1 pseudogene is annotated in these 737 nt (G+C 73.4%); it reads left to right on the top strand.

Going from position 1 to position 737, the window contains the following annotated elements:
* Positions 1-737, top strand: a pseudogene (locus B1A78_RS22925) (hypothetical protein); the annotation flags it as partial.

Genomic DNA, 737 nt, shown 5'->3' with positions numbered 1-737 from the left:
GACACGGCCGATCCGGGGGTTCCGGTGCTGGCGCCCGACTGGCCCGACAGCGAGGGGCTGGTGCGCCTGTTCGACCTGCCCAATATCGGCGGCGGTGCGGCGCTGGCGCCGCGGATCCTGGTCGCGGCGGCGGGCGGCAATGACGGGTGGCGCGGCGCCGACGGCTGGCTGGTCGCGGCGCCCGGTGCCGAACCGATACCGGTCGGGACGATCCGTCCCGCAGCGGCGCTCGGCGCGCTGACGGCGGTGCTCGCTCCGGCACCGGCGGAGCTGTTCGACATGGATGATAATATCCTGGTTTCGTTGGTGAATCCGTCGATGGCACTGGTGTCGGTTGACGATGCTGCGCTGTTCGGCGGGGCCAATCGCGCGATGATCGGCGGCGAGCTGGTGCAGTTCGGTGTGGCCGAACAGCTGGACGCGACGAACTGGCGGTTGTCGCGCCTGCTTCGCGGCCGCGCGGGGACCGACATGGCGAGCGCGCATGCCGTGGGAACGCCCTTTGTCCTGCTCGGCGACGCCGCGCTGCTGCTGCTTCCCGACGCGCTCGCGGAAGCGGCGGTGGGCGGCGCAGCGCGGCTGCAATGGGCGGCGCGCGGCGGGACCGATATGAGCGATGAGGCGGTGCCCGATACAGCGGCGGCGCTCCGCCCGCTCGCGCCGGTGCATGGGCGCTGCGATGGCGATGGCGCAGGCGGGATCGCCGCCCGCTGGGTCCGGCGCAGCCGCGTCGACAC

The sequence above is a fragment of the Sphingopyxis sp. KK2 genome (assembly GCF_001990265.1).
GTDB lineage: Bacteria > Pseudomonadota > Alphaproteobacteria > Sphingomonadales > Sphingomonadaceae > Sphingopyxis.
This window is presented reverse-complemented; position numbering and strand designations above follow the sequence as displayed.